General features: G+C 63.3%; 22 protein-coding genes. 7 read left to right on the top strand and 15 right to left on the bottom strand.

Features of this window, described 5'->3' with window-relative positions; all coding sequences use genetic code 11:
- Positions 1–2 precede the first annotated feature (2 nt).
- Positions 3–917, bottom strand: a complete 915-nt coding sequence (locus ACQ4WL_RS12835) for a diacylglycerol/lipid kinase family protein (protein ID WP_436510127.1) — start codon at positions 915–917, stop codon at positions 3–5.
- 5 nt (positions 918–922) lie between these two features.
- On the bottom strand, positions 923–1,681 hold the full coding sequence (locus ACQ4WL_RS12830; protein ID WP_436510125.1) for a phosphatase PAP2 family protein: 759 nt from the start codon (positions 1,679–1,681) through the stop codon (positions 923–925).
- Between the two features lie 141 nt (positions 1,682–1,822).
- On the opposite strand from ACQ4WL_RS12830, the gene ACQ4WL_RS12825 reads away from it, so the two are divergent.
- A complete protein-coding gene (locus tag ACQ4WL_RS12825; protein ID WP_010396348.1) occupies positions 1,823–2,047 on the top strand; it encodes a hypothetical protein in 225 nt (74 codons plus the stop codon).
- Between the two features lie 106 nt (positions 2,048–2,153).
- Here ACQ4WL_RS12825 and ACQ4WL_RS12820 read toward each other — a convergent pair whose 3' ends face one another.
- From ACQ4WL_RS12820 to ACQ4WL_RS12810, 3 genes are all read right to left on the bottom strand, one after another.
- Positions 2,154–3,254: an AI-2E family transporter gene (locus tag ACQ4WL_RS12820; protein WP_436510123.1), complete on the bottom strand. Its 1,101-nt coding sequence runs from the start codon at positions 3,252–3,254 to the stop codon at positions 2,154–2,156.
- 91 nt (positions 3,255–3,345) lie between these two features.
- Positions 3,346–4,536: a DUF1501 domain-containing protein gene (locus ACQ4WL_RS12815; RefSeq protein ID WP_436510122.1), complete on the bottom strand. Its 1,191-nt coding sequence runs from the start codon at positions 4,534–4,536 to the stop codon at positions 3,346–3,348.
- 21 nt (positions 4,537–4,557) lie between these two features.
- Positions 4,558–6,117 carry a DUF1800 domain-containing protein gene (locus ACQ4WL_RS12810; protein ID WP_436510120.1) on the bottom strand — a complete coding sequence of 520 codons (1,560 nt, stop codon included), beginning with the start codon at positions 6,115–6,117 and terminating at the stop codon, positions 4,558–4,560.
- Between the two features lie 250 nt (positions 6,118–6,367).
- Here ACQ4WL_RS12810 and ACQ4WL_RS12805 point away from each other — a divergent pair, with 250 nt between their 5' ends.
- Complete coding sequence (locus ACQ4WL_RS12805; protein WP_436510118.1) at positions 6,368–6,745, top strand: c-type cytochrome; 378 nt, start codon at positions 6,368–6,370, stop codon at positions 6,743–6,745.
- A gap of 44 nt (positions 6,746–6,789) precedes the next feature.
- Here ACQ4WL_RS12805 and ACQ4WL_RS12800 read toward each other — a convergent pair whose 3' ends face one another.
- Positions 6,790–7,704: a LysR family transcriptional regulator gene (locus ACQ4WL_RS12800; protein ID WP_436510116.1), complete on the bottom strand. Its 915-nt coding sequence runs from the start codon at positions 7,702–7,704 to the stop codon at positions 6,790–6,792.
- Positions 7,705–7,799: 95 nt separating this feature from the next.
- On the opposite strand from ACQ4WL_RS12800, the gene ACQ4WL_RS12795 reads away from it, so the two are divergent.
- Positions 7,800–8,816, top strand: coding sequence for a zinc-binding alcohol dehydrogenase family protein (locus ACQ4WL_RS12795; RefSeq protein WP_436510115.1), 1,017 nt, complete (start codon positions 7,800–7,802; stop codon positions 8,814–8,816).
- Here ACQ4WL_RS12795 and ACQ4WL_RS12790 read toward each other — a convergent pair whose 3' ends face one another.
- Complete coding sequence (locus ACQ4WL_RS12790; protein WP_436510113.1) at positions 8,817–10,085, bottom strand: glycerate kinase type-2 family protein; 1,269 nt, start codon at positions 10,083–10,085, stop codon at positions 8,817–8,819.
- Positions 10,086–10,172: 87 nt separating this feature from the next.
- Here ACQ4WL_RS12790 and ACQ4WL_RS12785 point away from each other — a divergent pair, with 87 nt between their 5' ends.
- Positions 10,173–10,526: a YnfA family protein gene (locus ACQ4WL_RS12785; protein WP_436510112.1), complete on the top strand. Its 354-nt coding sequence runs from the start codon at positions 10,173–10,175 to the stop codon at positions 10,524–10,526.
- 6 nt (positions 10,527–10,532) lie between these two features.
- On the opposite strand, the gene ACQ4WL_RS12780 is transcribed toward ACQ4WL_RS12785, so the two are convergent.
- Both ACQ4WL_RS12780 and ACQ4WL_RS12775 read right to left on the bottom strand, forming a co-directional pair.
- Entirely contained in the window at positions 10,533–10,934 is a 402-nt protein-coding gene (locus tag ACQ4WL_RS12780; protein ID WP_071078666.1) for a tellurite resistance TerB family protein, read from the bottom strand.
- A gap of 70 nt (positions 10,935–11,004) precedes the next feature.
- Complete coding sequence (locus ACQ4WL_RS12775) at positions 11,005–11,967, bottom strand: TerC family protein (protein ID WP_436510110.1); 963 nt, start codon at positions 11,965–11,967, stop codon at positions 11,005–11,007.
- 158 nt (positions 11,968–12,125) lie between these two features.
- Here ACQ4WL_RS12775 and nhaR point away from each other — a divergent pair, with 158 nt between their 5' ends.
- Positions 12,126–13,025: a transcriptional activator NhaR gene (gene nhaR / locus ACQ4WL_RS12770; protein ID WP_436510109.1), complete on the top strand. Its 900-nt coding sequence runs from the start codon at positions 12,126–12,128 to the stop codon at positions 13,023–13,025.
- Between the two features lie 3 nt (positions 13,026–13,028).
- Here the strand turns inward: nhaR and ACQ4WL_RS12765 are convergent, their stop codons facing one another.
- Positions 13,029–14,042: a zinc-binding alcohol dehydrogenase family protein gene (locus tag ACQ4WL_RS12765; RefSeq protein WP_436510108.1), complete on the bottom strand. Its 1,014-nt coding sequence runs from the start codon at positions 14,040–14,042 to the stop codon at positions 13,029–13,031.
- Positions 14,043–14,139: 97 nt separating this feature from the next.
- Between ACQ4WL_RS12765 and ACQ4WL_RS12760 the strand changes: the two genes are divergently transcribed.
- Together ACQ4WL_RS12760 and ACQ4WL_RS12755 are read left to right on the top strand one after the other, a co-directional pair.
- Complete coding sequence (locus ACQ4WL_RS12760; protein WP_436510106.1) at positions 14,140–15,066, top strand: LysR family transcriptional regulator; 927 nt, start codon at positions 14,140–14,142, stop codon at positions 15,064–15,066.
- Positions 15,067–15,149: 83 nt separating this feature from the next.
- Positions 15,150–16,472, top strand: a complete 1,323-nt coding sequence (locus tag ACQ4WL_RS12755; protein WP_436510105.1) for a chloride channel protein — start codon at positions 15,150–15,152, stop codon at positions 16,470–16,472.
- On the opposite strand, the gene ACQ4WL_RS12750 is transcribed toward ACQ4WL_RS12755, so the two are convergent.
- The 5 genes from ACQ4WL_RS12750 to msbA all read right to left on the bottom strand — a co-directional run bounded on the left by ACQ4WL_RS12750 (position 16,469) and on the right by msbA (position 22,169).
- Positions 16,469–17,584, bottom strand: a complete 1,116-nt coding sequence (locus tag ACQ4WL_RS12750) for a toxin-antitoxin system YwqK family antitoxin (protein WP_436510103.1) — start codon at positions 17,582–17,584, stop codon at positions 16,469–16,471. The two genes, ACQ4WL_RS12755 and ACQ4WL_RS12750, sit on opposite strands and share 4 nt — an antisense overlap.
- Before the next feature lie 80 nt (positions 17,585–17,664).
- A complete protein-coding gene (locus tag ACQ4WL_RS12745) occupies positions 17,665–18,159 on the bottom strand; it encodes a MarR family winged helix-turn-helix transcriptional regulator (protein ID WP_436510102.1) in 495 nt (164 codons plus the stop codon).
- An 87-nt stretch (positions 18,160–18,246) separates the two neighbouring features.
- Positions 18,247–19,059 (bottom strand): toxin-antitoxin system YwqK family antitoxin, encoded by an 813-nt coding sequence (locus tag ACQ4WL_RS12740; RefSeq protein ID WP_436510101.1) that lies wholly within the window; start codon positions 19,057–19,059, stop codon positions 18,247–18,249.
- A gap of 11 nt (positions 19,060–19,070) precedes the next feature.
- The gene (locus ACQ4WL_RS12735) at positions 19,071–20,186 is read right to left on the bottom strand and encodes a toxin-antitoxin system YwqK family antitoxin (protein ID WP_436510100.1); all 1,116 of its coding nucleotides are present in this window, start codon (positions 20,184–20,186) and stop codon (positions 19,071–19,073) included.
- Positions 20,187–20,333: 147 nt separating this feature from the next.
- Positions 20,334–22,169 carry a lipid A export permease/ATP-binding protein MsbA gene (gene msbA / locus ACQ4WL_RS12730; protein ID WP_436510099.1) on the bottom strand — a complete coding sequence of 612 codons (1,836 nt, stop codon included), beginning with the start codon at positions 22,167–22,169 and terminating at the stop codon, positions 20,334–20,336.
- Between the last annotated feature and the right edge of the window lie 25 nt (positions 22,170–22,194).

Here is a 22,194-nt window from a genome sequence, read left to right as displayed (position 1 = left end):
CCTTACTCCCCGGAAGGTGCCGGCGCAGGCACCAGTACCGCCAGCGCGGCGGGACGGATGCGGTATTGCAGCGGCGTATTCATGATGGTCACTTCGCCATCGGTGGCCACGCGCAGGCGGCGGTGACGCGTGGCGATCTCCAGGTCGGTGGCCGTCAGCACGTCGAAATCCTTGGCCTGCGACAACTTGCCGAACAGTGCATGCAGGGCCAGTTTCAGCAAGCCCAGGCGGCCCGGTCGCTGCGCCACGTACAGGCTCAGCTGGCCGCCATCGAGCCGCTCGCGCTCACCGATAGTCAAGCCTTCCATCAGGTATTCATTATTGCCGATGAACACAAACGGCGTGCGCCGCGCATGCACGGCATCGTTGAGTTTCAATTGCACGCTAAGGAATGGATAGCGGCGCAAGGCGGCCAGCAGGGCCCAGCTGAAGGCCAGCCACTTGCCCCGTCCCAGCCGGCGCTGCTGCTTTTCGCGATCGCGCACGATATCGGGATACAGGCCCAGGCTGGAATTGTTGAGGAAGATGCGGCCATTCACTTCGCCCACGTCGACTGTGTGTAGCACGCCCTGCGCCACATTGGCAATCGCCGCATCGAGCGCCAAGGGAATATTCAAATCCTTGGCGAAATGGTTCAAGGTGCCCAGCGGCAAGACACCAAACGGCGTGCCGCTGCCGACAACGACGGACGCGACGGCATTGATGGTGCCGTCGCCGCCACCGGCCACGACGATGGGCGCGCCATCGCGCAAGGCTTGCTCGGCCGTGGAAATCATCTCGGCCCCGCTTTGCGCCAGGGTGATGGCGGCGTCGAGCCCCACGGCCATGAATTGTGCTTCGAGCTGCTGCGCCCAGTCGGGCGCATAGCCACAGCCGGCGCCCCCGTTGATGATGACTGCAATTCTGCTCAGGATCATTCCCCTTATTTGGTTTGCCGGATATGCCGGCGGCGGCGCAAGGTCGACACGCCGGCGATGCAGATGGCCAGCCAACCATAGCTTTCCGCCATGGCCGCCAGCACATCGCTCAGGTAGTGCGCGCCCAGGTAGATGCGGCTGAAACCCACGAGTGAGGCCATCAGGAAAGCACCCAGCGCGATGACGATGCGCTTGCCCCAGGCGCCCGGCGCCGTCTGGCAAATCAGGTAGGCGGCCAGCAAGCCGTACAGGGCCGTCGAGGTGGCAGTATGGCCACTGGGAAAGCTGTAGGTGCTGAGGGCCGTCTGCAGGAGGGGCTCGTCAAAACTGGGCCGCGCACGGACAAAAATGTACTTTAGCAGGACGTTCAAAAACATGACGCCCGGCATGGTGATGATCAGGGTAAACAGCCAGTAATTGGCGCCCTTGCGGTGCAGATACCAGCCCAGCAGGGTCGCCAGGGTGATGGCGCCGAGCACGCCATGCGTATGCGTGACGACCAGCAGGCAGGTGGTGATCCACGGCACGGCATGCTGATTGAACCACTGCGCCACCTGCAAGTCGATCACCGTGATTTGGGCCATGCCCATCACCGCTTCGGCGATCTCGTGGAAGACCACGATGGCCACCAGCATCAGGGCCACGCCGACCGTCATGTGCAGGCCCAGTTCGCCCTCTGGCGACAGGCGCGCCTCGACGAAGCGGCGCAGTTTCGTGGTCCAGTCCGTGGTCATGCCCATGTCATTCTTCTCTTGCAAACTCATCTCTCTTTCATGTTCCTGGCGGTGATCAAAAAAACCACACCAGTAAAAAAATACTGTTTATTCATACAGTAGCTGTGTTTTCATACAGTAGTTATGCTATTCTGATGACTCGTTCAACACATCTCCCTCAAAGGAATTGTCATGGCAACATTGAATAGCGGTTTTGGCTCACGGTTCGGCCTGGAATACGCCCCAAGCTCTTTCCTCGTCCGCATGGGCAAGCGCGAAATCCTCGTCTGCCGCGACTTCCGCAAGCGCTACTACACCGTCAATCCCTTGATCGAGTGCGGTACGGGCATCGAGCCGGGCTATGTTGAAGTGCTGCTGATGCGCCGTTGGTTGCTTATTCTATCCAAGGCGCATTAAGAATGACTTTAAAACAAGGTGCTCGCACATTGTTTTAAAGTCAGCTCGCCCGGCCACGCCGGGAGCGCCTCAGTACCGGCCAGCGGCAACGCTGGCCGACCCCTCATTACTGTGCGCGCTCCTGTGCGGCCGGGCTGGCAGGTGTTTGCACTGGCAGCACCTTGTCAAACACATTCGCTTCGTACCACAAGGTAACGAACAGCACCATGACGACAGGGCCGATGAACAGGCCCACGAGGCCCAGGGTTTCCACCCCACCCAGGATGCCGAACAGCACGGCCAGGAAGGGCAAGCGTGTGGCGTTGCCGATCATGCCGGGGCGCACGAAGTGGTCGGCCACGAATAGCACGACGGTGCCCCACGCGGCCACGCCGATGGCGGCGCCTACATTGCCCTGGAAGACCAGCAAGGCGGCGGCGCACAGGTAAGCCAACGGTGCGCCGAAGGGGATGATGGCCAGGATGCCGGTGGCAAACGCCCACAGGGCCGGTGACGGCAAGCCGACGATGGCGTAGGCGATACCGATCAGCACACCTTCGGCCAGGCCCACCAGCACGAGGCCGTTGACGGTGGCGCGGATGGCCGTGGGAATCTTTTGCGTATAGCGGCCCCAGCGTTCTGGACGCAGGAAATGGCTGCCGACGGCCGTGATCTGGCGCGTCAACGCTGCGCCATCCTTGTAAAAGAAAAACAGGCACAAAAAGGCCAGGCCGAAGTCGACCAGACGGTGGAACACGTCCGCGCCGAGGATTTTCAGCATGTCGCGCGCGGATTGAAAGCCGCCCACGGCACTGCCCGTAAAGAAGTGCCCCAGACCGTGGGGTTGGCTCAGGGTGGCTTGCCACCAGTCGCCGATGGCACTGCCCGCCAGGGGAATGTGCGCCACCCAGTCCGGCACGGGCAAGCCCTCGGTATTCGCATGGACGACGAAATTGGCCAGCACGGGCACTTCGCGCGCCGCCTGCGCCACGCCGAACAGCACGGGTATGATGAAGATGCAGGCAAACGCCAAGGTCAGCACGGCCGCCGCGAGGATGGTGCGCTGGCCCAGCGCCGCGCGCACGCGCAGGTACAGGGGCCAGGTGGCCACGCACAGGATGCCGGCCCACACAAGAGGCAAAAAGAAACGCTGCATGACGAAGGCCGTCACGGCAATCAGGGCCAGGGAAAAGCCTGCGCTGACGATGTCGCGCTGGGTATCGCTCATACCACTCCATTCGTGCCCGCCGTGGTGAGTCGTGGCGAGCTTGGCTACGCGCCAGTTGCGCAGACGTAGCGTAACACGGCGGCATGACGATTTATACGAGGCCAAGCTCCACCGGTTTGACGCCGGCAAACACGTGATCGAGTTGCGCCGGCGTCAAGCCGAACGTGCGGCGCAGCAAGCCGCCCAGCACGGCGCGATATTCATTGAGCACGGGCATGTCGCGGTTCTGGAACAGGTTCGCCTGCGAAATCGCCATCTGCTCGCCCGCCACCTGCTTGCCCTTGATCCCACCGCCCAGCACCCAGAACACGCTGCCGTGGCCGTGATCCGTGCCGCGGTTGCCGTTTTCGCGGAAGGTGCGGCCAAATTCGCTGACCACCACCACCACGGTATTGCGCCATGCGCTGCCCATTTCCTGCGAAAACGCGGCCAGGCCGCGCCCCAGCTCATCGAAGCGCCCCGCCAGGTAGCCGTTGGCGCCGCCCTGCCCCACGTGGGTATCCCAGCCGCCCACGTCGACGAAGCCGAGCTTGTATTTGTCCTTCATCAAGCGGGCGATGCGCTGCGCTTCCAGTTCAAAGCCCTTGGTACTGATGGCGTTGCGGTTGGCCGCCTGCATTTCTCCCGTCAACTCTTTCGCCACATCGTCGCGCACGGCAAAGCCGGCGCTGACGGGTTGCTGCAAGGGCGTGCCCTTGTACATGGCGGCGATGACCTGGCTTTGACGCGCATCGATACCCGACTTGCCCACGGAGCGCAGCCCCATGTTCGGCACTTGCACGCCGCCCTGGAAGATCAGGGGCAGCTGGTCCGTGAAGGAAATGGCGTGATTGCCCTGATTACTATTCAGGCTTTGCGCCAGCCGGTTCAAAAAGCCCGAGCGGAAATCGCGGCGCCCGCCGATCTCCTGTCCCAGTTCGATGCTGTCCTGCGTCTCGAAATGGCTGCGCGTCAAATCCGTCGTGCCCGCAAATGGAATGAAGGCCGCCTCGCCGCTGTTGAACATGGGGTAAATGGTCTCGCGCAAGGCGGGATGCAAGGCCCAGTCGGCAGTCAATGCCAGCGCGCCGTTGTCCGCACCCGGTTTCGCAATGGCGATATTCGGCCGCGAGGCATAGTAAAAATCGCTGCCGACCGGCACCAGCAAGTTGTTGGCGTCATAGCCGCCGCGCAAGAAGACGAACAGCAGCCGGGCATTCGTGGCGGGCGCGGCCAGCAAGCTGCCCGCATGCGACAACAGGGGCGCGGCGGCCAGGGCTTTCAACAAGTCACGACGGTTCATGGCGATTCCTTCAGTGTCAACTTAGCGGTGCATCATTTCTGGCGAGGACAGCAAAAACGTGTTCCACTCCTGCGGCGAAGCGGCCTGCTCCAGGGCTTGGCGCGTGGCCGGGCTCAAGGTTGGCTGCAGCGACTGGTAATACAGGGCGCTGGCCAACTGGGGAAACGCGACCTTTTCCTGCGGCTGCGAGCCATCCGTCTTGAACAGGCCGGCGCTGCCCGAACCGATGGTGCGGGCGATATCGAAGCGCGTCGTCATCTGGCCGGGGCTGGCCCAGGAGGCGTCCGTCAGAGGATAGCCGTCCGGCGTCTGGCGTCCGTACAGGGGCTGGCCCATGCGCGAAAGCCAGTTCAGCATGGGCCCCGCGTTGAGGATGGGCTTGTCGTCATAGCTGAGGCGCACGGCCGACACCACATAGTGCATGGGGTCCTTGAATTTCTTGCCCAGCGATTGCCTGAATTCGGGACTGTTGAACATGGTCTGCAGCACGTCGGCGATCATGCCGTCACTGTGCTGGAAGGTGGCGGCCATGCGCGCCACCAGGGCCTCGGGCGGATTGTCGCCGACGAAATACTGGGCCAGCTTGCCGCTGATGAAATGCGCGGTGGCGGGACTACGGCTGAGGCGGTCCAGCGCTTCATCAAGCTCGGCCAGCCCCCTGCCCTTCACCGTTTGTCCCAGGAATTGTTTATCACCATAATCGTGGCGATTCGGATTGAATTCAAACAAGCCCCGGCGCACATATTGTGACTGCAGCGCCGGCTTGACCTTCGGCGTGTCGCCTCCCAGGTTCACACCCACGCCCGTCAAGATGCGCGCCAGTTCCTGCACATCCGCCTGGCTGTAGCCGCCGTTGACGCCCAGCGTGTGCAGCTCCATCAGCTCGCGCGCATAGTTTTCATTGATGCGCTTGGCGGCATTGGCTTCATTGTCCAGGTAGCGCAGCATGGCCGGATGGTGGACGGTCGCGCCCAGCAAGTCGCGAAATTTCCCCAGCGCATGCGGCGCGATGGCGTTCGCCTCGTAATCGCCCACCATGGCGCGCAAGTTGTGTTTGCCCTGGTGCACGCTGAAATGGTTGAGCCAAAACCAGCTCAGCTGCTGCTGCAACTGGTTAGGCGAATACACATCGAGCAACAGCGAGCGCGTGGCCGCCTCGCGCGCCAGGCGGTTCAGTTCCTGCTGGTAGTCCTTTTGCGCCTGCCGCTTCGCCATGTCGTCCATCACGCCGGCCGACTCCTTGCGCTTTTGCTCCATCGACATCACCAATTGATCGAGCGGCACCTGGCTGATGGTCATGGCGTCGATCTGCGCCTGGACGGCGGGCGGCAGGTTGGCTTTGCCTGGGTGCAATTGCGCCCGCAGCCAGGCGTTCCAGCCTTGCGCCTGCAACTGGCGCACGCTGCCCCCGTTCACGCCCCAGCTGACCCGTTCCAGCATGGCGACGGCTTGCGCGGGATTAGTCTGCGCGGAACTGTTCTGCGCACGATCATCGGCCTGGACGGCAGGCTTGGTTGCTGCACAGCCGGACAGCAACAGCAGGGATATCAAGGTCGTCGGCAATAATCGGTTCGGTGTCATGGCGGTCCTTCAAGCGGTTTCATGCAGAATGCTTGAGGGTACGCCCAGCTTGAGCTGCGCATGATTGCCATTTGCAACGAGTTGTAATCGAGCGCGATGATTCGCCAGCCGACCACGCGCGGTGGCGAGTACATTACGAATAAACAATCTCGGATAAAATATTATCGGGAGCATGACGTATTGCAATGGAAGCTCCGCATTTTCAATTAATCCAGACATTACCCATACAACAGTTCACATTTAAAATGAAATGAAATTATTATTTATCGCTGCACTCGGCGTGTTATCGCTCGTTCAAACACCGTCATCCTTCGCGGATAATCTCAATGGCAAAACGCTGTATGTACAGCGATGCGCCGTGTGCCACGGCGCAGAGATCAAGGGCACAGGGCCATTGGCGAATAAAAGCAGTCCTCCCACGCCTGACCTGACAACAGCCGCTTTCAAAAAACGCCTAAAGGATTATCCGGGCGTGATTGTATCCTCGGTCATACTGCGTCCGAATGGCGATTTGATTCCAAAAACCTTGAAAGAGAATGGCGTCAAGATCGCGCCATATGCCTGGCGGGTGCAGGATTTTCGCGATTTGAATCAATACATGAGTGATGTAATTTTAAAAACCCGCTGATATGGCGATGCACGGCGGGCACATCACGAAGTAACAATCCGCAGTCAATCATGCTGTTTTAGTAGCTCCGCACAATTGTCGCGCAGGAAATCGCGCAGCTGCAGCACCAGTGGCGTCACCTGCGCCCGGTGCGTGCACACCAGGTGCAGTGGCGCAGCTTCGCCCGCCACCTCGGGCAACAGCGCTTGCAAGCGGCCGGCGGCCAGGTCGCCAGCGACGTCGAGCCGCGATTTGTAGGCGATGCCCAGGCCCGCCACGGCCCAGCGCCGCACCAGGTCGGCGTCGTCGGCGCTGCGGTTGCCGCTCACGGACACCGTCACTTGCTCGCGCTGGGGCAGGCGGTAAAAGGTCCAGCGGTCGTGCAAGCCGTCTTCCAGCGCAAAGCGCAGGCAATTGTGTTGCGGCAAGTCTTCCAGCGCCAGCAAGGCATCATGCGCGCGCAGGTAGTCGGGTGAGGCCACCAGCACGCGGTCGTTGGCGGGCGCGATCGGCATGGCGATCAGGCTCGAATCGTCCTGTTGGCCGTAACGCAAGGCAATATCGACTTGCTGGCGCACCATGTCGGCCACCCGGTCGCTGACGCTGAGCTGGTAATGCAGTTTCGGATGGCGCGACTGGAATTCGTCCAGCCAGCCCAGCATCAGGTTGCGGCCCAGGTCGGACGGCATGGCAATTTTCAAGGTTCCGCCGAAACTGTCCTTGTCGGCCAGCAGTGCGTCATGGCCCGCGCGCAGCAGGCGCAAGGCTTCGCGCGCATGTTCCAGGTATTGCGTACCTTCCGCCGTCAAGCTCAGCGAACGCGTCGTGCGGGCCAGCAGGCGCAAGCCCAGCGCTCCTTCCAGGCGCTTGACGGCGGCGCTGGCCAGCGCGGGCGAAATGCCGATCTCGCGCGCGGCCGCCGACAAGCTGCCCCGGTCGGCCGTGCGCACAAATACCTGCAAGTCATCGAGTCGCAGCAATTTTCAGCATTCCTTTGAAAGTGTTTCGGTGCGCGCCCCCTGTTTCCAGGGTGGCATTGCCACCATCATACGGTATTCACTCAACGAGGAAGAACATGAAAGCCATCGCCTACCACCACAGCCTGCCCATCACGGATGCCAACGCCTTGCTCGACATCGAACTGCCCACGCCCGTCGCCACAGGGCGCGACCTGCTCGTCGCCGTCAAGGCCATCTCCGTCAACCCCGTCGACGCCAAGGTGCGCAAGAACCGCGCCCCGAAAGAGGGCCAGCCGGAAGTGCTGGGCTGGGATGCGGCCGGCGTCGTCACCGCCGTCGGCCCCGACGTGACCCTGTTCCAGGTGGGCGATAAAGTCTGGTACGCGGGCGCCATCAACCGCCCCGGCAGCAACAGCGAATTCCAGCTGGTCGACGAGCGCATCGTCGGCCACATGCCGGCCAGCCTCGACTTCGCCCCGGCCGCCGCCCTGCCCTTGACGGCGATTACGGCCTGGGAATTGCTGTTTGAGCGCCTACAGATCAGCCGCGACAAGAGTCTGACCGGCAAGTCGCTGCTGGTGATCGGCGCGGCCGGCGGTGTCGGCTCCGTGCTGGTGCAGCTGGCGCGGCAATTGACGGGGGTCACCATCATCGGTACGGCCTCGCGTGCGGAAACGGCCGACTGGGTCAAGCAACTGGGTGCCCACCACGTGATCGACCACAGCCTGCCGCTGGCGGGGGAAATCACGCGCCTGGGTTTACCGCCCGTCGACTATGTGATCAGCCTGAACCAGACCGACAAGCATTTCGAGCAGATCGTGGAATTGATCGCGCCGCAGGGCAAGTTCGCCCTGATCGACGACCCCGAGCACATCGACGTGCGCAAGTTCAAGGGCAAGAGCGTGTCCCTGCACTGGGAGCTGATGTTTACCCGTTCGCTGTTCCAGACGGCCGACATGGTCCAGCAACATGCACTGCTCGAGGAACTGGCGCAACTGGTGGATGCAGGCATCATCAAGACCACCCTGGCCGAGCGCTTCGGCACGATCAACGCGGCGAATTTGAAGCGCGCGCATGCCTTACTGGAAAGTAACACAGCGAAAGGTAAAATCGTGCTGGAAAATTTCCAGTAATCAGGCAATCAAAATGGCCCGGAAATCATTGACGTTGGTCAATGTCGGGCCAGTGATCACACTATCTCCCAGCGCCTGAAAGAAGCCATGACCATCGTTATGGTCCAGGCTCTCGCGCGGCTTGATGCCCAGCGCCCAGGCTCGCTGCAGGGTGTCCGGCGCCAGAAGCGCGCCGGCAATGTCTTCCTGGCCGTCGACGCCATCCGTGTCGCCCGCCAGCGCGTGGATGCCCTCGTGTCCATCGAGCGCGATGCCCAGCGCCAGCAGGAATTCCACGTTGCGCCCGCCGCGCCCGTTGCCGCGCACGGTGACCGTCGTTTCGCCGCCCGACAGCAGCACGCACGGGGCGGGAAACGGCTGGCCCCGCAAAGCCGTTTGCAGCGCGATGCCAGCCATCACCTTGCCCACGTCGCGCGCCTCGCCTTCCAGGCTGTCGCCCAAGATATACGGCGTGACGCCGGCCGCGCGCGCCACGCCAGCGGCCGCTTCGAGCGCCATCTGCGGCGTGCCGATCAGGGTCGTTTGCGTGCGTGCCAGGCGCGGGTCATCGGGTTTCACCGATTCGCCGCGCCCGCTTTCCAGCACCGTGCGCAGGCTGTCCGGCAAATCCATGCCATAGCGGCGCACGATGGCCAGCGCATCCTCGCAGGTGGTGGCGTCGCCCACCGTGGGGCCGGAGGCAATGTCACCGAGCTTGTCGCCGGGAACGTCGGAAATGGCCAAGGTGATGACTTGGGCCGGATGGCAGGCGGCCGCCAGACGCCCGCCCTTGATGGCGGACAAATGGCGGCGCACGCAATTCATTTCGCCGATGGTGGCACCCGACGCCAGCAGCGCGCGGTTCAAGGCTTGCTTGTCTTCCAGGCTGATGCCGTCCAGTGGCAAGGCCAGCAGCGACGAGCCGCCGCCCGAAATCAGACACAGCACCGTATCGTCGGGCTGCAAGTTGGCGACCAGTTCGAGCATGCGCCGGGCCGCGTCCATGCCGGCCTGGTCGGGCACAGGATGCGACGCTTCGACGATCTCGATGCGCTCGCACGGCACGGCATAGCCATAACGCGTGACGACCAATCCAGACAGCGGTCCCGGCCAGTGCTGTTCCACGGCTTGCGCCATGGCGGCCGACGCCTTGCCGGCGCCAATGACGATCAAGCGGCCCTTGGGCGCGGGCGGCAGGTGGGGCGGTATGCAGTGCGATGGCTGGGCCGCTGCGATGGCGGCCTGAAACATGGCTTGCAGCAAAGCGCGTGGCACTGGGGTCGTCGTCATAGTGTTTCCTCCGGTATCCGAACCCGATCATAGCAGTGGCGGCAAGCGGGCAGCTACAATGGCAGCAAGATTACTCACAGGAATGCAATGAACGACGCCATCGAATGGACCAGTCTGGCCCGCACTTTCGGGCTGTTTACCGTCACGGCCGTGGCCGAACTGCTGGGCTGCTACCTGCCCATGCTGTGGCTGAGCAACAAGGGCAGCGCCTGGCTGCTGTTGCCGGCCGCAATCAGCCTCTTGATCTTCGTGTGGCTGCTGACCTTGCATCCGGCCGCCAGCGGCAGGGTGTATGCCACGTATGGCGCCATCTATATCGCCACGGCGCTGGGCTGGCTGTGGCTGGTGGACGGCGTCACGCCGGCCTGGACGGATTTTACGGGCGTGGGCCTGGCCCTGGCCGGCGCCGCCGTAATTGCCATGGGGCACAAGGCGGCTTGATATGCATCAGGCGGCATGCGCGCGGAAGTTCGTTTCCGCCGACCATACCGCGCTGGCGCGGGCCAGCAACACGGCTTCGCCATCGGCCAGCCAGTCGTCCGCGTCGGCGATCTTCCACATGGCTTGCAGCAGCTTGCGGCGCAAGTCCGGGTCATCGATTTCATCGAGCAGGCTGTCGATCACGCCATTGGCCAGCTGCACGGCGCCATGCACGGTCGAGGTCAGCATGTCGTCGCACAAGTCTTGCAGCAGCTGTTGAAAAGCGGCTGGCGCCAGGTCGATATGCTCGAGGATCTTGCTGCGGTGCATCGCTTGCAGCTCGGCGCTGGCCAGGTTGCCGTCAACCACCATCATCAGGGCCAGGATACGTCCCGCTGCCTGGGGACTGTTCGCTTCATAGGTACGCATGATTTTCTACTCTCTCAGTTAATTAATTAAAAAGCGCGCCACCGCCGTGCGGGGCGCGCCGTATTGCTATTTATTTCTTGTCGCTGCGGGTGATAAACACGCTCGCCACGCAGCTAGCCACGATCAGGACTGCCACCACCAGCAAGGACGCTTCCACCGGCACGTGGTACCACGGCATGACCAGCATCTTGGCGCCGATGAATACCAGTACCATCGCCAGGCCATACTTGAGCATGTGGAAGCGGTCAGCCACGTCCACCAGCAGGAAGTACAGAGCACGCAAGCCCATGATGGCGAACAGGTTCGACGTGAAGACGATGAACGGGTCCGTCGTGATGGCGAAAATCGCCGGGATCGAATCGACCGCGAAGATCAGGTCCGTCACCTCGATCAGGATCAGCACCAGGAACAGCGGCGTGACATAGCGCAAGCCACCCTTTGCCACGAAGAAACGCTCGCCGTGGTCGCCCTCGGCCACCCGCAAGTGGCGGCGGGCAAAGCGCAGCACGGGGTTGTTCGCCACGTCCGGCTCCGCATCGGCCGCCACCAGCATGCGCATGCCGGTAATCAAGAGGAAGGCGCCAAACAGGTACAGCACCCAGCTGAATTCGCTTACCACCCATGCGCCGGCCAGTATCATCACGGCACGCATGACGATCGCGCCCAGCACGCCATAAATCAACACACGGCGCTGGTACTGGATCGGCACCTGGAAGGCGCTGAAGATCAGCAGGAACACGAACACGTTATCGACCGACAGGGCTTTCTCGATCAGGTAGCCGGAAAAAAATTCCAGCGCCTTCTGGTTGGCGATCTCGGGACCGGCCGTGCCGTTCAGATACCACCACAGGCCGCCGTTGAACAAGAGGGCCAGGCTGACCCACACCAGCGACCACGTCGCCGCTTCCTTGACGCTGACCTTGTGCGCCTTGTTGCCGCCGAAGACGAATAGGTCCAGCGCCAGCATGAACAGGACGAATACGATGAAGCCGGCCCACATGGGTGCCGTCGCAATACTTTCCAGGCCGTTCATCGGTGGCCTCCGCAACTGTCTGTCTGTATCCTGATGCCCATGACACTCTCCTTGCATGAATTGAGCAGCCATCATAGTCTCAATATAAACATCGAACAAATCGAATATAATTTACGAATACATCGAAAAATTCGATGTATTTATTTTTCGGGAAAATCATGTCAACACTCAACTTCAAGCACTTGCGCTATTTCTGGATGGTGGCCAAGACGGGCAGCATCGCGCGCGCGGCCGAGCAGCTGCACCTGACGCCGCAATCGATTTCCGGTCAGCTCAGCGAGTTTGCCGAGACCCTGGGCGTGGAATTGTTCCGCCGCAGCGGGCGCCAGCTGAAATTGACGGACACGGGCCGGCGCATCCTCAGCCATGCCGAAAGCATTTTCAACACGGGCGATGCATTGCTGGAAATCGTGCGCGACCAGTCGCGCACTTCGACAACGACCTTTCGCGTGGGCTGCGCCGATTCCGTCTCGAAACTGATCGCCTGCCGCCTGGTCGCGCCCGCGCTGGGCCTGGCCGAACCGCTGCGCATCATTTGCCGCGAAGGCCGGCTGGCCAGCCTGCTGGCGGACCTGGCCGTGCACCGGCTTGACCTGATCATGGCGGACCGCCCCATGCCGGCCCATTTGAGCGTGCGCGGCTTTAACCATTTGCTGGGCGAAAGCGGCATGACCCTGTTTGGCACGCCTACCCTGGCCGCCACGCTGGCAGGAGACTTCCCGCAATGCCTGGACGGTGCGCCGCTGCTGCTGCCAGGCGAAGACTTCGCCATCTACGGGCGCTTGCTGCAGTGGCTCGGCGACAACCATCTGCACCCGCGCATCGTGGGCGAGTTCGACGACAGCGCCATGATGAAGGCCTTCGGCCAATCCGGCGCGGGCCTGTTCTTTGCGCCCACCGTGATCGCGCCCCAGGTCTGCGAACAGTACGCCGTGGTGGCGCTGGGGCGGGTCGACAGCCTGGTCGAGCAAGTCTATGCGATCACCACGGAACGCCGTTTGAGCCACCCCGCCACCATCGCCATCAGCCAGAGCGCGCGGCACGAGCTGTTCGTGTAAGCGCTACACCGCGCTGACGACGATTTTGCCCGGCTGCCCGCCCCGCTCCAGCAGCGCATGCGCGCGCAACAAGGTGGCCGCGTCCATCGGCGACAAACGCTGCCGCAGCGTGTGGCGCAGCACGCCGTCATCCAGCAGGCGCGTCACGCGGGCCAGGATGCGCTGCTGTTCCTGCATGTCGTCGGTGGCGTACAAAGGCCGCGTAAACACCATTTCCCAGTGCAGCGACACGCTCTTGCCTTTCAGCGGCGCCGCATCGAAAGCATCGTGGTCGTCGATGACGGCCAGCTTGCCATGCGGCGCGATGATCTGCGTCAATGCCGCGACGTGGCGTGCCGTCTGCGACAGGGCGGCGATGTGGCGCACGGGCGCCACTTTCAATGCTGCCACCTGTTCCGGCATGGGCAGCGTATGGTCGATCACGTGATGCGCCCCCATGGCGCGGCACCAGTCCCTACTGTCGCCGCGCGAGGCCGTGGCGATCACCGTCAACCCCGTCAACTGGCGCGCCAGCTGGATCAGCAGCGAACCGACGCCGCCCGCGCCGCCCAGCACCAGCAGGCTGCCCCGCAGCTGCGTGTCGCCGGGCGTGATGGCAAAACGCTCGAACAGCAATTGCCACGCCGTCAGCGCCGCCAGCGGCACGCTGGCCGCCTGCGCAAAATCCAGCGTCGCCGGCATGCGCGCGGCGATGCGCTCATCGACGAGGTGGTATTCGGCATTCGCGCCCGTGCGGTCGAACGAGCCCGCGTAATACACGGCTTGCCCTGGCGCCAGTAGAGTCACTTCGCTACCCGCCGCATGCACAATGCCGGCCGCATCCCAGCCCAGGGTCACGACACGCTCCGGCACCTTCACTAGCCCTGCGCGCACCTTGGTGTCGAGCGGGTTGACACCCACGGCGCGCACCTGCACCAGCACCTCGCGCGGACCAGGCACGGGCATCTCTCCCGTCGTGTCGAACAAGCCATCTTGCTCGTCCACGCTGCTGCCCTTGTTGAAACCGATCATCTTCATTGCCTACCCCTGCAGATAAAAGCCCATGGTAAGCAGCCACGCGATAAAGAAAAATATGCTTCAATGCGTTTCACACCTGACCAAACTGTCATGAATCATGCAAAACCAAGATGTCGATAACCTTTCCGGCGTGGCTCTGTTCGTGCAACTGGCGCAGGCGGGCAGCTTTGTCGCCGCCGCGCGCCAGGCCGGCATTTCGCCATCGGCCGTCAGCAAGAGCCTGGCCCGGCTCGAGCAACGGCTGGGCGTGCGCCTGTTCCAGCGCAGCACCCGACAGCTGAGCTTGACGGCCGAGGGCAAGCTCTTCCTCGCGCGCAGCGAAACAATCCTGGAGCAAATGCAGGCGGCACAGGAGGAACTGGCGGGCCATCTGGCGCCGCACGGCCGTCTGCGCCTGAGCTTGCCTGAATTGGGCGGCCTGTTCCTGCCTGCGCTGGCCGCATTTTCCCGGAAGCACCCCGCCATCGCGCTGGACCTGGACTTTTCCGACGCGCTGGCCGATGTCGTCGGCGACGGCTTCGACGCCGTCATCCGCATCGGTGCGCCCCGCGATTCGCGCCTGGCCGCCCGCAAACTGGGCCAGTTCCGCTCCTGCCTGGTGGCCTCGCCCGTCTATCTGGCGCGCCACGGCACGCCCAGCCGTCCTCTGGATCTGCAACACCATGCTTGCCTGCACTACCGCTTCCGCCACAGCGGCAAGATCGAACAGTGGCAGCTGCGCCAGGACGATGGCGAGGCGGCGCCGGACTTGCCGCAGTCCATGATCTGCAACAACGTCGAAGCGCGCCTGCACTTCGCCGGGCAAGGCCTGGGCATCGCCTGGCTGCCCGACTTTCATGTGCGCAGCGCCATCGCTGACGGCCGCCTGGTCGAGGTGCTGATGGACTACGCGATCGCAGACCATCCGGCCCACAGTTGCTGGCTGCTATGGCCGTCCGGGCCGCATCTGGCGCCGAAAGTGCGGGCGCTCGTCGATTTCCTGGCAGAAACAGACATACTGTTGCCAGCAGCCCACGGAAGATGAGATTGAAATACATTTGAACAAATACATCTATATAATGGCACTCCTCCCCGACGCCCTGCGCGCCCCTTCCTGGACTTGCCGCAATGAAGCACTTGCACGACATCCCCTCTGCCTTCAAGCATGAATTTGCCAACCCGCGCCTGTGGTGGTCGCGCGCCGTCGTCGTCGGCATGGCCGCCATCGCGGGCCTCGTCGTCGTCGGCTTTACCTGGCTGGCCGAGGAAGCGCTCGACCTGTTTCTCTTTTTTAACGGCAAGGCCTGGTGGTTCGCCCTGCTGTGGACGCCCGCCTGCGCCGCCCTGCTGGTCTGGCTGACGCGCCGCTACGCGATGGGGGCGGCCGGTTCCGGCATCCCGCAAGTGATGGCGGCGCTGGACCCAGCCGTGGCGCCAGAACAGCGCTCCTTGTTTGTCTCCCTGAAACTCAGTGCCGCGAAGATCGGTCTGACGGCGGGCGGCTTGCTGGGGGGACTCTCGCTGGGGCGCGAAGGCCCGTCCGTGCAGATCGCCGCCGGCGTGATGCTGGCCGCGCACCGCTGGTTGCCGCGGCACTCGCAGGTGAGCGCCCATTCCCTGCTGGTGGCCGGTGGCGCAGCCGGCATCGCGGCCGCCTTCAACACGCCGCTGGCCGGCGTCATGTTCGCCATCGAAGAACTCTCGCGCTCGCCCGAGCAGCGCAACAGCGGCTTGATCGTGGCAGGCATCGTGCTGGCCGGCATGATGGCTGTCTCGATCCACGGCAACGCCACCCACTTCGGCATCATCCACCCCGGCCCCATCGGCCTGGCGCTGGCCTTGCCCGGCTTGCTGGTAACGCTGGTGGCCGGCGTGGCCGGTGGCCTGTTTGCGCGGCTGCTATTGGCGTCCGCCCGGGGCAATCCGCTGGGAAAATTGTCCGCGTGGAGAAAAGGCCGGCCCGTGCTGTTCGCCGCCGTCTGCGGTTTGCTGGTGGCCGCCATCGGCATCGCCAGCCACGGCGCCACGTTTGGCAGCGGCACGGTGGCCACGCGCGCCATGCTGGAAGGCTCGTCCGAGGCGGCCCCCGCCTTTGTTGCCTTCAAATATGTGGCGACGTGGCTGACCGTCTGGTCAGGCGTGCCGGCCGGCATCTTCGCACCGTCCCTGGCCATCGGTGCCGGCATCGGGCATGACATTGCGCAACTGCTGCACTACCCGCACGCGCCCGCCCTGATCGCACTGGGCATGGTGGGCTTCCTGGCCGCCGCCACGCAGGCGCCGCTGACAGCCTTCATTATTGTCATGGAAATGGTCGACGGCCACGGCATGGTGCTGAGCCTGATGGCCTGCGCCGTGGTGGCCAGTACCGTGTCGCGCGTGCTCAGCGAACCGCTGTACGGAGCACTGGCGCAGCTGCAGCTGCAACGGCTGCCGGCGCCACCGAACTAAAAATTGCGGCAAGCGCGCAGCAAGCGGCCATCCTGCCACTCGCAGATGGTGCGCGTGCCGTCGCCGGCCCAGGCCCGCTCCAGGCCCTGCTTGCGCCCATGCACATAGTCCACGGCATGGCGGAGCGAGCCGTCCACATGCCACTCCCGCCAGGCGCCATGCGGCACGTCGTCGCGGTAGGAGGCGAGCCGGGCCAGCTTGCCGTTTGCATGCCATTGCCTGTCCTCGCCCTGGGCGCGCCCCTGCTCATCCTGCTGGCGCTGGCGCAGCGGCGTGCCATCGTCGCGCCAGCTTTGCGTACTCAGCATGACGCCATCCTCGAACAGGTTTTTCTGCTCCAGCTGGCCATTCGCGAAATACAGCAGCGACCAGCCCTGCGGCTTGCCATGCAGGAAATTGAGGCGCGACATTTCACGGCCGTCCGGCCACCAGGCCTGGTGCAGGCCGTTGCGCTGGCCTTCCAGATACGGTCCCCGCTCGGCCAGCTTGCCATTCGGATGAAATGCCTGCGCCTCGCCCGACAGCACGCCGTCGGCAAAATGCGCGCGGTTGCTGACCTGGCCATGCTCGTCAAAGCTCAGGTATTCGCCATCGGCAGGCTGGCCCGCGTGGTACCGCATTTCACGACTCAGCTGGCCATTCGCATGGTAGTGGCTATGCAAGCCCTCGTACTCGCCGTCGCGGTAAGCCTTGCGGCTTTTCACCGTGCCGTCCGCATGGTAGGCGACGTTCACGCCATCGAAGTCGCCCTCCCCATTGCGCTCTTCCAGCAAGCCCAGCTGGCCATCGGCAAAATACACGCTGCGCTGGTAGACGTAGCTGGGCGACTCCAGGTCCGTGTTGCGCAGCCAGGCATCCATGTGCAGCTTGCCTGGCGGCTGCGCGAAATGCAGCTGCCAATGCCAGGCCTGGCGGGCCGCGTCGTGGCGCAGCGGCGCGCGCTGCTCGTAGAGGGCCGCAGCGGGCGCCGCGGGCTGGTAATCCGCGTCGAAATAGAGGGTGGCCGGCAATTGTCCGGAAGGCAAGGCCGGGGTGGCCAACTCATTGGCCATGCAAATGGCGGAAGAACCGGCCAGGACGGTGGCCAGCAAAACGGAAATGACGATCTTCAAAGCGTGCTTTCATCAACGGTGCGACAGCGCCGATGATAATGGCAAGCGGGGCGGCGGTCCAGCCGCACGCATGCCCGTGACTACATGGTGAACGGAAACGGTTGCATGCCCGCCTGACTGTCATCGGGGGCGACCACGGTCAGCAAGGCGCTCAAGCCCTGGTTCAGGTGCGCCAGGCTGTCGGCATCGAGCTGGCTCAGCGCACTGGGCAGCAAACCGCGTGCCGGCTGCGGCGCGCCGGCGATCACGGCCTGCCCTTCCACCGTCAGGGTCAGGGTGACCACGCGCTGGTCGGGCTGGTCGCGCGCCTTGCGCACATAGGCTTTTTTCACCAGCGCATCGACCAGGTTGCTGGCCGTCGTCTGGTGGATGGACATCTTGCTGGCCAGCTCGCCCATGCGCAAGCCTGGCCGCTCCAGCAATTCCTGCATCACCCACAATTGCGCGCCCGATACGCCGCATTGTTTCTCGATCTGCGCCGAGTGGCGCTGCGCCGCGCGCATGACGACGCGCATGTTTTGCAAGGCCATCCCTTGCGCCCTGGCCAACGCCGAAACTTCCGCTTCCACCACCATTGCCTCCAGTTATCCTGCCGGCTTCGCGCCTGCTGGCGGGCCGGAATCCGTACATGATACCTGCAAAGGCGGGCGCGTCCCTATAGCCTATAGCCCGGCAGACACTGGCGCTCCTGCCTGCCAAGCCTTCTCCCACACCTGCTTGCCCCGCTTGTCCCAGCGGCGCTCGATGCCCTGCTTCTTGCCGTGCTCATACGGCACAAGCTGCAGCAGGCTGCCGTCGCTGGCCCAGACTTGCAGCAAGCCATGGCGCTGGCCATCTCGCATGGGGATGACCTTGGCGCGCACGCCATTGTCATACCATTCCGTGACATCGCCCTGCTCGCGCCCTTGCGCATCCTGCTGCCAGGCGATCGACGGCAGGCCATTGCTGCCCCACTTCTGCATGCTGAGCAGCTTGCCCTTGCGGTACAGGGCCTTTTGCGCCAGTTGACCATTGTCATGGCTGTCAAACGACCAGCCATCGGCTTCGCCATCCACCCAGACCTTGCGCGCGAGCACCTTGCCATCCTGCGCATAGGTGAGGAACTCGCCATCCTGCTTGTCGTTGATAAAGTGACTGCGCTGGAACAACTTGCCATCGGCGTAAAACACTTCCTGCAGCCCATGCATCTTGCCGCCTTTCAAGAAGGCGTGGCTGCTCATCTTGCCATTCGGCCCGTACGACACATACTCGCCATCGGCCATCAGCTTGCCGTGGTAGCGGATGCGGTTCATCAGCTGGCCATTCTCGTGATACGTTTCCGAGATGCTGTCGCGCCCGTTCGGCAGCAGGGTCACCTTCTGCTTGAGCTGGCCATTTTCATAGAAAGACCTAGCCGTAGCGCCATGCGCCGCCAGCGGCACGGCCGTCATGAGCGCTGCCAGCAGCGCCAGGCACACCCCATGTCCATATCGCATGCTGCTCCCCCCTACTTCGCCGCCACCGGCTGGCCATCCTGCCACGCCTGCTCCAGCACCAGCTTGCCAGCCTTGTCCCACTGGCGCTCGATGCCGTGCTTCTTGCCGTGGTCATACGGCACGATCTGGCGCAGGCTGCCATCGCTGTACCAGGTCTGCAGCAAGCCGTGGCGCTGGCCTTTGACGAATGGGGTCACGCTGGCGCGCACGCCGTTGGCATGCCAGTCAGTCGTGTCGCCATGATCGCGCCCCTGCGCGTCTTTTTGCCACGCAAAATTGGGCCGGCCACTCGGCTCCCACGTTTGCAAGCTGAGCACGGCACCTTTCCGGTACAGCGTTTTACTCGACACGACGCCATTGCCATGGCTTTCAAACGACCAGCCGTCGGGCTGGTCGTGCACCCACATGGTCCTGGCCAGCACGCTGCCATCCTGGGCAACCGTGACAAACTCGCCCTCGCGCTTGCCATTCACAAACTGTCCCCGTTGGAACAGCTTGCCATCGTCATAAAACGATTCCTGCACGCCATCCATCTTGCCATTGCGTCGATACGAGCGGTGGCTGACGGCGCCGTTCGCGGCATACGACACATACTCGCCATCGGCCATCTCATCATCGTGATACAGCGTCTTGTGCGCCAGCTGGCCATTCTCGTGATACGTTTCCGAGATGCTGTCGCGCCCGTTCGGCAAGGCGGTCACCCGCTGCTGGACCTGGCCATTCTCGAAGTACACGCAGCCGCCGAGCAGCTCCTCGCCCTGGGCATTGAAGTAGGTTTCGCGCAGCAACTGGCCATTCTCGTAGTAATGCTTGCGAAAACGCACGAACCTGACCTGACTCAGGTCCAGGTCGGTGGTGTAGGTTTCAAAGGCCAGCACGCCCGGTGTGTCGGGAAACTCGAGTTTCACATGCCAGGCGCCCAGCGCCTCGTCGCGCTCGGGCGGCGTGCGCAGCGCATACGCGGCGCGACGTTGGTTGCTGGGCATAAAATTTATATCCAAATACATGGTGTGGTCTTCCTCCTGCAAGGTTGGCGTTGGCGCCGCCGACTGTTCCTGCGCTGCCAGCGGCAAGGCCGCACCCAGCGCGGCGGCCAGCAGCCAGCCCATCGTTTGTTGATTCTTCATGTTGCTCCATTGATCATGTTGCTTTGCGGCCACCATCATAAAGGCAAGCGCCGTTCGCCATGGGCACGATTGCCGCCCCCATGAAAAAGGCCGGGACGGACCTGATGGTCCGGCTCCGGCCTGGTGGGTGCGCTGGCGCACCAAGCATCAGTCCACGCCATCCTTGACGGGAGACAACTGGCTCGCATGCAGTCGTGCATACGCGCCGCCCTGCTGCAGCAAGGCAGCATGGCTGCCCGATTCCACCAGGCGCCCACCCTGCATGACGACGATGCGGTCGGCGCTTTCGATGGTCGACAGGCGGTGGGCGATGACGATGGTGGTGCGGTTGCGCATCAGCACTTCCAGCGCCGCCTGCACCTGTCGCTCCGATTCCGTGTCCAGCGCGCTGGTCGCTTCATCGAGCAAGAGAATCGGCGCGTCCTTGTACAGGGCGCGCGCAATCGCCAGGCGCTGGCGTTGCCCGCCCGACAGGCGCGAACCGTTCTGCCCCGCCTGCGTTGCGTAGCCTTGCGGCAACTGCATGATGAAATCGTGCGCGTAGGCGGCGCGCGCCGACGCTTCGATGCGGTCCTGGTCCGGGGCCGGATCGCCATACGCGATATTCGCCGCCATGGTGTCGTTGAACAAAATCACATCCTGGCTGACGAGGGCGAACTGGCGCCGCAGGGCCAGCAGCGTGTAATCGCGCAGGTCGACGCCGTCGAGCAAAATCTGGCCGCCGCTGACGTCGTAGAAGCGCGGCAGCAGGCCCAGCAAGGTGGTCTTGCCGCCGCCCGAGCCACCCACCAGGGCCACCGTTTCTCCGGCGCGGATATCGAGCGTGATATCGCTCAAGGCCGTAGGCGCATCGGGGTCGTCGCTGTTGTAGCGGAAGTGCACGTTTTGCAGCGACAGATTGCCCTGCACGGCCGCCAAGGCGATGCTGCCCGGATCCGGTTCCAGCGGCGTGTCGATCAAACCAAAAACGGACTCGGCCGCCGCCAGGCCCCGCTGCAGCGGCTCATTGATCTTGGTCAAATTCTTGATCGGCGACTGCATGGCCATCAGCGCGCCCATGAAGGCGACGAAGGCGCCCGGCGTGATGGCGCCGCTTTGCGCGCGCAGCATGGCAAAGTAAATCACGGACGACAGGGTAATGCCGACGAGCATCATGATGAAGCCGGAATTCATGGCCGAGGTGGCCGCATGCTTGACGGCCAGCTGGCGGTTACGCTTGACCACATCGACGAAGCGCGCCTGCTCATAATCTTGCCCGCCGAAAATTTTCACCACGCGCTGGCCGGCTATGCTCTCGTCCAGCACGGACGTCAGCTCGCCCACGGCTTGCTGCGAACTCTTGCTCAAGTGGCGCATGCGGCGTCCCGCCAGGGTCACGACAATGGCCACGATGGGCATCGAGGCCATGCAGAACAGGGCCAGTTTCACGTCTATGCTGAACAGCAAGATCAGATAGCCGATGGTGGCGACGGAATCGCGCACCATCACGTTGAGCACGTTCAAGCCCGCCTGCGACACCTGGCTGGCGTCGAAGGCCACGCGCGACTGCGTCAGACTGGTGGTGGTGGTGTCGAAAAAGCGGCTGGGCAGGCGCATGATGGTGGCGAACATCTTTTCGCGCAGGTCCGCCTGCACCCGGCTCGATAACCATACGGAACCGTAATCGCCGGCAAAACTGGAGACCATGCGCAGCACGGCCAGTCCCAGGATGGTGGCGGGAATCACCCACAAGTCCACCTGTCCTGCCTGTGCCGGCAGGAAACGGTCGACCCAGCCCTGCAGCACGCCCATCACGCCGGACGCGGGCGCGACCTGTGCACTGACCGTCGTGCGCATGGCGTCGACGACGTTTTGCAGCTGGCGGATTAACAACACATCGGTGGCGGACGCCACGCCCACGGCCAGCAAGGTGGCGGCAACGATGGCGCCATAGCGGCGAAACTGGCCGACCAGGCGGAAAAACAAGAGGCGACTTTGCTGCATGCAAATGGTAAAAGTGAGGGTAAAG

Source organism: Janthinobacterium kochi (assembly GCF_051380715.1).
GTDB lineage: Bacteria > Pseudomonadota > Gammaproteobacteria > Burkholderiales > Burkholderiaceae_D > Janthinobacterium.
The sequence above is the reverse complement of the archived record's forward strand: the minus strand, read 5'-3'. Positions and strand labels throughout refer to the sequence as shown.

Bases quoted from the DNA above. Each gene is read 5' to 3' on its own strand.
- ACQ4WL_RS12775 (WP_436510110.1), bottom strand. From the start codon at position 11,967: ATGAACGGCCTGGAAAGTATTGCGACGGCACCCATGTGGGCCGGCTTC.
- ACQ4WL_RS12835 (WP_436510127.1), bottom strand. From the start codon at position 917: ATGATCCTGAGCAGAATTGCAGTCATCATCAACGGGGGCGCCGGCTGT.
- ACQ4WL_RS12810 (WP_436510120.1), bottom strand. From the start codon at position 6,117: ATGACACCGAACCGATTATTGCCGACGACCTTGATATCCCTGCTGTTG.
- ACQ4WL_RS12805 (WP_436510118.1), top strand. From the start codon at position 6,368: ATGAAATTATTATTTATCGCTGCACTCGGCGTGTTATCGCTCGTTCAA.
- ACQ4WL_RS12765 (WP_436510108.1), bottom strand. From the start codon at position 14,042: ATGAAGATGATCGGTTTCAACAAGGGCAGCAGCGTGGACGAGCAAGAT.
- ACQ4WL_RS12755 (WP_436510105.1), top strand. From the start codon at position 15,150: ATGAAGCACTTGCACGACATCCCCTCTGCCTTCAAGCATGAATTTGCC.
- nhaR (WP_436510109.1), top strand. From the start codon at position 12,126: ATGTCAACACTCAACTTCAAGCACTTGCGCTATTTCTGGATGGTGGCC.
- ACQ4WL_RS12745 (WP_436510102.1), bottom strand. From the start codon at position 18,159: ATGGTGGTGGAAGCGGAAGTTTCGGCGTTGGCCAGGGCGCAAGGGATG.
- ACQ4WL_RS12830 (WP_436510125.1), bottom strand. From the start codon at position 1,681: ATGAGTTTGCAAGAGAAGAATGACATGGGCATGACCACGGACTGGACC.
- ACQ4WL_RS12820 (WP_436510123.1), bottom strand. From the start codon at position 3,254: ATGAGCGATACCCAGCGCGACATCGTCAGCGCAGGCTTTTCCCTGGCC.
- ACQ4WL_RS12815 (WP_436510122.1), bottom strand. From the start codon at position 4,536: ATGAACCGTCGTGACTTGTTGAAAGCCCTGGCCGCCGCGCCCCTGTTG.
- msbA (WP_436510099.1), bottom strand. From the start codon at position 22,169: ATGCAGCAAAGTCGCCTCTTGTTTTTCCGCCTGGTCGGCCAGTTTCGC.
- ACQ4WL_RS12785 (WP_436510112.1), top strand. From the start codon at position 10,173: ATGAACGACGCCATCGAATGGACCAGTCTGGCCCGCACTTTCGGGCTG.
- ACQ4WL_RS12735 (WP_436510100.1), bottom strand. From the start codon at position 20,186: ATGAAGAATCAACAAACGATGGGCTGGCTGCTGGCCGCCGCGCTGGGT.
- ACQ4WL_RS12760 (WP_436510106.1), top strand. From the start codon at position 14,140: ATGCAAAACCAAGATGTCGATAACCTTTCCGGCGTGGCTCTGTTCGTG.
- ACQ4WL_RS12780 (WP_071078666.1), bottom strand. From the start codon at position 10,934: ATGCGTACCTATGAAGCGAACAGTCCCCAGGCAGCGGGACGTATCCTG.
- ACQ4WL_RS12825 (WP_010396348.1), top strand. From the start codon at position 1,823: ATGGCAACATTGAATAGCGGTTTTGGCTCACGGTTCGGCCTGGAATAC.
- ACQ4WL_RS12795 (WP_436510115.1), top strand. From the start codon at position 7,800: ATGAAAGCCATCGCCTACCACCACAGCCTGCCCATCACGGATGCCAAC.
- ACQ4WL_RS12740 (WP_436510101.1), bottom strand. From the start codon at position 19,059: ATGCGATATGGACATGGGGTGTGCCTGGCGCTGCTGGCAGCGCTCATG.
- ACQ4WL_RS12790 (WP_436510113.1), bottom strand. From the start codon at position 10,085: ATGACGACGACCCCAGTGCCACGCGCTTTGCTGCAAGCCATGTTTCAG.